6 protein-coding genes are annotated in these 7,118 nt (G+C 61.8%); 1 reads left to right on the plus strand and 5 read right to left on the minus strand.

The genetic code is table 11. The features are described 5' to 3' along the window. Positions 1 to 24: 24 nt before the first annotated feature. The 4 genes from CK489_RS02645 to CK489_RS02660 are packed head-to-tail and all read right to left on the minus strand — an operon-like array spanning position 25 to position 5,207. Positions 25 to 1,224, minus strand: a complete 1,200-nt coding sequence (locus CK489_RS02645) for an efflux RND transporter periplasmic adaptor subunit (protein WP_095731217.1) — start codon at positions 1,222 to 1,224, stop codon at positions 25 to 27. Positions 1,225 to 1,226: 2 nt separating this feature from the next. Further along, positions 1,227 to 3,590 carry an ABC transporter permease gene (locus tag CK489_RS02650; RefSeq protein ID WP_198960814.1) on the minus strand — a complete coding sequence of 788 codons (2,364 nt, stop codon included), beginning with the start codon at positions 3,588 to 3,590 and terminating at the stop codon, positions 1,227 to 1,229. Next, positions 3,587 to 4,324, minus strand: coding sequence for an ABC transporter ATP-binding protein (locus tag CK489_RS02655; RefSeq protein ID WP_095731212.1), 738 nt, complete (start codon positions 4,322 to 4,324; stop codon positions 3,587 to 3,589). Before CK489_RS02655 ends, CK489_RS02650 begins: the two co-directional genes overlap by 4 nt. Before the next feature lie 46 nt (positions 4,325 to 4,370). Continuing rightward, complete coding sequence (locus tag CK489_RS02660; RefSeq protein ID WP_095731218.1) at positions 4,371 to 5,207, minus strand: universal stress protein; 837 nt, start codon at positions 5,205 to 5,207, stop codon at positions 4,371 to 4,373. Between the two features lie 158 nt (positions 5,208 to 5,365). Here CK489_RS02660 and CK489_RS02665 point away from each other — a divergent pair, with 158 nt between their 5' ends. Beyond that, complete coding sequence (locus tag CK489_RS02665; protein WP_095731213.1) at positions 5,366 to 5,737, plus strand: hypothetical protein; 372 nt, start codon at positions 5,366 to 5,368, stop codon at positions 5,735 to 5,737. Positions 5,738 to 6,158: 421 nt separating this feature from the next. Here CK489_RS02665 and CK489_RS02670 read toward each other — a convergent pair. Next, a partial coding sequence (locus tag CK489_RS02670; protein WP_210203128.1) for a LysR family transcriptional regulator occupies positions 6,159 to 7,118 on the minus strand: 960 nt, incomplete at its 5' end.

Raw genomic sequence — 7,118 nt, forward strand, 5'->3', positions numbered from 1 at the left:
ACAGCGTCCCTGAATGAGCGACCTTCAACGCGATCGTTGTGCGACGAGGACACCCGGTACAACTCGGTCGCTGGGATAGACAATCACCTCTTCCCCTGGACTAAGGCCCGATGCAACGGCCGCAAATCGACCGGAACGACGTAGCAGCTCAATTTCGCGCAAGTCGGCGCGCCCGTCCTTCGCGACATAGACGTTCCAGCTTTCCCCGCGACGAAACAGCGCGCCGGCCGGAATAATCGTCGCATCGTCCCGCGCGAAGACGGTAATCTGAACATCCACCTGATAGGCATCGCCCAACCGCGCCCACTGCTCCGGGGCCGAGAGGATGTCGATGAGAACATTGACCCTTTGCTCCTCGACGCCGAGCGTCGAGATCTTGGTGAAGGCTGCTGGCTCAACCCGACGAACTCGGCCCTTGAGCTTTCCTTCCCCGCCCCAGTGATCGATGTTGACGTCGGCACCGGCGCGAATCTCGACTGCATCGGTGCTGAGAACGTCGACTACGACTTCGAGATCCCTGGCGTCACCGATGTCCAACAGCGGTGTGCCCGGCTGAACGATCGTCTCGCTCTCCTGCGCAACCTTCAGCACCACGCCGGCGACCGGCGATGCTACGTTCCAGCCTTCCGGCGGCCCGGCACTATCGTTGCTGTATCGTGCCAGCAGAGCGCGCAGTTGGCTGATCTCATGCTCGGCAGCGTGATCCTGAAACTCCGCCGCGCGCAGATCGCGGTCGGCAAGACGCGCCGCAAGGTCTGCACGCTCGAGCGCCTGCGCGGTTGCTGCCCCTTGCTGTGCCAAGGTTCGCGTCCGCGCCAAATCGGTATTGGTCTGATCGCGTTGGGCCCGAGCCCGCTCGACCACCGCCTTGGCACGCTCCAGATTGGCTTCGCCCGTTCCCAGCATTTCCTCGACTTCGCGGCGGGTTCGGGAGTCCATCAACGGTGCAGGTGACGAGGTAATCGTCGCGACGGCATCGTCGACCCGAACTTGATCGCCGACCTTGAAGCGAATTCGGCTCAGCCGACCGGCAAGCGGCGCGGCAACCACATATCGATCGCGTACGCGGGTCTTGCCGTCTTCATCGACAGTTGCGACGAACCTTCCCTTCGCCACTGTAGCAGTCTCGATCGGCACCGTCGCCGGGAGCAAGAGCCAAGCCGCAATTCCGGCGACGACCAGAAGCCCAGCGGCAATCCCGATATGGCGGCCCGTGATATGCATACTCATTCCCTGGTCTTGAGAGCCGCAACCAGGTCGAGCCGATCGACACGGCCTTTCACGATGTAGGCGCTGGCGGCGGCCGCGGCCAGCACGACGCCGGCCGCGATGAAATAGGTCTGCGGCGCGATCACGGCTGGTATCTGGAAGCTCTCGTTGGAGTGAAGCCTTGCTATCAGGCCGATGACGGCGTGAGAGAGCGGCAAGCCGATCAGGATCCCCAGCACGATCTCGATGGCGAACTCGCCGAACAGGATGCCGGCAACCTCGCCGCGGGTGAAGCCCAGCACACGCAGGCTGGCCAACTCCCAGGCGCGCTCCTGCAAGCTGATGCGCGCGCTGTTGTAGACCACGCCAACCGTGATGATCGTGGCGAAGGAGGCGAGAATGCCGGCCGTTACGAACACGAGACCGGCGATCTTCTCCATGAAGGAAGAGAGCGTATACGCCTTCATCGTCACGGACTCGATAGTCGGGAGGTTCTTGAACCTTCGACCCAAGGCAGGCATCGCCGTCGGCTCGACATACAGGCTCGCAGCCGAGATCACATCCCCCTCGTCGGTGAAGCGGTTCAGGGTCTCGATCTCCATGTAGGATGCCATTCCGATCGACTCGTCGACGATGGTGCTGACCGGGAGATCGCGCTTGCGTTGACGGCCCTCCATTGCCTCGACCGCAATGACGTCGCCGGCCTTCACCTCGAGCCGCTTGGCAAGCCGCCGGGTAAGGGCGATCCCGTCGGGCGTGGCCGCGATCGGGCGCAGCATGGCGTCATGCGGTCGGCGCAGTTGATCCCCTGCAGAGAGGCCGATCACGGACGTCAAATAGCTGCGCTGTCCGGCGCGAAGCCGCACCGGCACGATGCGCTGCCCTTCCGCCACGAGAACGCCGGGCTCGCGCGCCAGATCGCGCATGATGGAGCGATCCATGGGGTGCGGAAACGTCACCGTCGTGTTGCCGCGCTCGACTAGGTTGAACTGGAGGTTGATCATTTCGTTGATGGCGTCGCGCCAAAAGATTCCCAGCACCATCATCGGGATCGCGAAGGCCACTCCGGCTACGGTCAGCAGCGAACGGAATGGGCGTCCCACAGTATTCCGCAGGATCATCAGCCGGCGTGACCTGGCCGCGGTGCGCGGCAACAACGCTTCAATCCAAGACCGACGAAAACCCAGCGGCGCTGGCGGCCGCATTGCGACCGCAGGCGCAAGGCGGACGACCTGCCGTAGTGCGGTCAACACTCCGAGGGAAGCCGCCGTCAGGCTGATCGCAATTCCCAGCATCGCCGACCAAGGCGTGAACCCGAAGGGCAGCTCCGGCAGACGGAAGAACCCCTGATAGCTCGCGATCATCGCCTTTCCGAAGGCCCAGCCGGTCGCAATTCCAAGTGCAGATCCAATCAGCATGATGACGAGGACGAGCTTCAGATAGTGCAGGATCAGCGCAGCGCTTGGAAAGCCCAACGCCTTCAACGCGGCGATTTGCTCGCGCTGGGCCGCCACCAGCCTGGCCAATGCGCCGTTGAGCAGGAACGCCGCAACGCCGAAAAAAATGAACGGGATGGTGGTCGACATCACCTTCTGCTGGTTCAGCTCATCTTCGAGAAAGCGGTTGGAGGGCTGATCCCGCTGCGCGACGGCGCCGACCGATCCATACGGTCCGAGCAGCCGATCCAGCTCGTCGATCACGGGCTTCGGATCGGCACCCGGTGCCAGCGAAATGACGGCATCATTGAAGGCCGCCTTCATGTCGAAGGCGGCTTCCGCCGCCCTGCGGTCGACCCAGAGAATGGCATAGAACCGGTCGTCGGGAATGGGCAGGCCCGGCTTGACGGCGTAGACATATTCTGGCGAGAGCGAGACGCCGGACACGCGAAAGGCTTCCACCTTGCCATTGAGCAGCACGCGGATGTCATCACCGGGATTCACGCCGTTGGCTTCGGCGAACGCTTCATTGACCGCCGCGCTCCTAGCGGAGCCCGGTTCAGGCGCCGCGCCGCGGCGCAGATGCAGGCGGGCCAGCCGTTCGTCGCCGGCCTGGTTGAGCGACACCATGCGGGCCGAGACCGGCTGCGAAGCGGCCGGCCAGTCCACGATGACCTCGCGAACAATACGGGCTTCCACCGTCGCAACCCCGGGGATGGCGTTGAGCTGCGGAACGATCGATAGCGGCGCACGCTTCAGCGTTACGAAGACCTCCGGGAATCGCGCGATTGCGTAGAAGCGCTCCACGGCCGTACTGAGTGAGTCGTAAGTCGAGACGGAGCCGACGAAGACGGCGACGCCGGCGGCAACCAGCAAGGCGATGGTGATCACCTGGCCCCGCATTGCGGCAATATCGCGCAGCAGTTTTCGATCGAGCAGGCTCACCAGTGCACCTCGTCGGCCGACAGTCGGTGCGCATTGCGTTCCTCTCCGACGATCCGCCCGCCTCCGAGCCGCAGCACACGGTCCGCCATCCCCGCGATCGCGGCATTGTGGGTGATGATAATCGTTGTGGTTCCGAGACGCTCATTGGCTCGCGCGATCGCCGCCAGCACAACTTTGCCGGTCTCGTAGTCCAGAGCCCCCGTCGGCTCGTCGCACAGCAGCACGTCCGGCGACTTGACGATGGCGCGGGCGACCGCGACGCGCTGCTGCTCGCCGCCGGACAGTTGCGAAGGGAAGTGGTCGATCCGCTTTTCCAGCCCAACGAGCGCTAGCACCTCGAGCGGATCGAGCGGCTTGTCCGCAATCTCGTTCACCAAAGCGACATTCTCCAGCACCGTGAGGCTGGGGATGAGATTGTAGAACTGAAAGACAAATCCGACGTGCTCACGCCGATAACTGGTCAATTCGGCATCCGTCGCACCCACCAGGTTGTGGTCGCGCCAGCGGGCCTCGCCCGAGGTCGGGCTGTCCAGACCACCCAAGATGTTCAAAAGGGTCGACTTTCCCGAGCCCGACGGCCCCAGCAGCACAACGAACTCGCCTTCGAAGATGTCGAGATCAACGTCGCGCAGCGCATGCACGTCGATCTCTCCCATGCGATAGGTCTTCGAAAGCCCTCGGGCGCGAAACACCGGGACTGTTCTCTGATCCTCTCTGACCGGATTGGCGTCCATGGGCTTATGGGGGAATAAGCGGTGCTCGCAGTCTACCTTCCGCGGTTCAGTGGGACAACAGCACGGGGATCGGCGGCTTCGTCAGGATGCTTCGGGTTGCGCCTCCCAATATGAACTCACGGAAGCGCGAATGGCCATAGGCGCCCATGACGAGGAGATCCGCTCTGCGGGACTCGATCTGCGCTGCGAGAACGTCGCCGATGGCCTGTCCGGCGGCGTCAACCTCCGCGACGCTCACGTCGATGCCATGCCGCGACAGGTTTTTGGCCAGTTCGGCCGCCGATCGCCGAGTTGGAATTGCTTTCTCGTTCTCCACCGTAAGGATACAAACCTCGTGCGCCTTCTCCAAGATCGGGATCGCATCGGAGACTGCGCGTGCCGCTGCACGACTGAAGTCCCACGCCACCAGCACCCTATTCAGGCCGACTGTTCTGGACGACGGCGCTTCAGGAATTACGAGGGTCGGTCGCCCTGCCCCGAAGATGATGGCTTCAGCATACCATTGATCGTAGGATTCTGGCACCGGGACGATGGTCAGGTCGCGCAGCCGCGCATATTCCACCAACATGTTCGGCACCTCGAACGTCAAACAGCGCTCGAGTATGATCTCATACAGCACGCCGGACTTCTGGGCGGTCGCCTCAAACACCGCGAGTAGATCCTGCGCGTTCTTTCTGCTCTTGTGCGCCTCGTCGGCCACAATCGCTCCGACATTGCCTGCGCCTCCCAGGAAGCTCCCGGGGATCTGCACATGAGCTTCGCATGAGATAGCCGCGATGTGGGCGCCAAGGACAGAGGCCAGCGACACGGCGCGATCAATTACCGCGACCGGCGTCGGATCGGGATAGCTGGTCAGAGCGACTAAAACATCCTTGATGGCCATCGAAGTCTCCATAAGTGCAAAAGTGCCAGCGAACGGCCCCCGACAAGTTGATCTAGCGCAGGTTCGGGCCAGATTAGACAAGGTCCTTGATCTCTATCAATCCGACGGGATCAGCAGGGCCTATTGGTTCAAATAGCGGCGCTGCACAGGTTAGTATTATGATCACCAATGCTGATCTTGAGGGCCATTTCCTACACCTATGCGCCGCAAACGAAATTCAGATCAGTTGGTGCAAGCGGCCATCGAAGGCGCTGGCGATCAGCGGCGAGTTCGAGCTCGTCCGCGTTCCCCACATCAGGTCGCCTACCGCTTATGCTATAGCGCTGCACGAGTTAGGCCATATCAAGGGTCGCAATCAGTACAACAAGAACCAGATTGTACGCGAGCGCTGGGCGTGGGAATGGGCACGGCGCAACGCCGTCCTGTACGATCGACGCTTCGTTCGAAAAATTGCATTGCTGTTAGGGACGCAGCCTGCTGCACCGCACTGTACGTTGCCAGATGGCCAGGCTCTGTACCAAGAACGCTGACCGCAAGAAGCTCGCCGCGCGTGCTTTGGCTAAGTGGACACGACCGTCCGTCGACCTCGATGCCGAGTTTTTTCAGTTGGAGCAGGACAACGAAGCGGCTTAACGCGGGTGTGATGTCGCGCTAAAAAGCTTACTGGCTTCAAAGGGATTTTTTCATCCTAACCTTGGTCCTAGTTGGTTAATACCCTTTAAGAATGCGACAACTGCCGGGCCAGGAGGATCAATGTCTTACAAGGTTCTCGTTGTCCGTACCGCGACGACCGCACCAGATACGTGCGCTTTCGTTCGTGTGAGTGAAGGCAGGTCGCGCTCCGCGTTGTCATCCGCTCGCAGCAATTGCCACGTCCGCTGGGGCTCCAAGCTCGGGAATATCTCGAGTCTGTGTGGGTTCACGAAAGGCCACAAGCAGACATGCTGCTTATCACCGTTTCGTCATCGGCTTTGCCAGCTCACGGGCGCAGTCGATGACGAGCTGTACAACCGGGCTGACGGCACGATCCTTGACGGTGACCATCCCGTTTGGTCGACGTGCCGCCGGCAGTTCGACGGACAGGATCTTGAGCGCCGAATCCTTGGCGAGAAATGTCAGTGCGGAAGCCGGGAAGACCGTGATGAATCGCCCCGTCTCAAGCAGACTTACCCGCATATGAGGGGAATCAGTGACCACCGTCGCGCGCGGATACTCGAAACCGCTGCCGCGAAAGGCCTGCGTGATGATCGATCCGATCACGCTCTCCCGGGGTGGTAGGACCCATCGCTCGCCCGCGAGATCGGAGAGCTGGATGTTGCGTCGCCGCGCCCATGGATTTTTAGCACCCGCTGCGACGACATAGGTATCTTCAAAAAGAGGCTGGAAATGCAGCCGCTCGTTGGTGAGCGGGCCGCTGCTCCGCACGATTAGCAGATCGACTTTGCGCTCGCTCAGGTCGCGGTGCAGTGCCTCCATGTAGCCTGTCACGAGCTCAAATCTGATCCGCGGATGACGCCGGGAGAGCTGATCGATGAGAGCGGAAACGAAACTCGCCGCCAGAAAGGCCGTGCTTCCAATCCGCACCTCGCCGGCGGTGGGGTCGGCCAGAAATTCGATGCTCCTCACACCGCGGCGTAGTTCGTCGAAGACGGCAGCGCCGCAATCGAGCAAAGCGCGGCCGCACTCGGTCGGTTCAATTCCGCGCCGGTGGCGATCCAGCAAGCGGACGCCGAACGCATGTTCAAGCTCCGCGATCGATCTGGAGATGTTGGGCTGGGTCGTATCGAGCATGAGCGCCGCCTTGCCCATGCTGCCGGCCTGCACCACCGCCATGAGCACATGCAGGTCGTGCAGCTTCATTCGTTTTCCGATGCGATCGCTCATCTGCATGAAATCACCCATTTCCGTTCT

Source organism: Bradyrhizobium sp. UFLA03-84 (assembly GCF_002289535.1).
GTDB classification, from domain to species: Bacteria; Pseudomonadota; Alphaproteobacteria; order Rhizobiales; family Xanthobacteraceae; genus Bradyrhizobium; species Bradyrhizobium viridifuturi.

Coding starts and splice junctions, on each gene's coding strand:
- CK489_RS02645 (WP_095731217.1), bottom strand. CDS start 1,224: ATGCATATCACGGGCCGCCATATCGGGATTGCCGCTGGGCTTCTGGTC.
- CK489_RS02655 (WP_095731212.1), bottom strand. CDS start 4,324: ATGGACGCCAATCCGGTCAGAGAGGATCAGAGAACAGTCCCGGTGTTT.
- CK489_RS02660 (WP_095731218.1), bottom strand. CDS start 5,207: ATGGCCATCAAGGATGTTTTAGTCGCTCTGACCAGCTATCCCGATCCG.
- CK489_RS02665 (WP_095731213.1), top strand. CDS start 5,366: ATGATCACCAATGCTGATCTTGAGGGCCATTTCCTACACCTATGCGCC.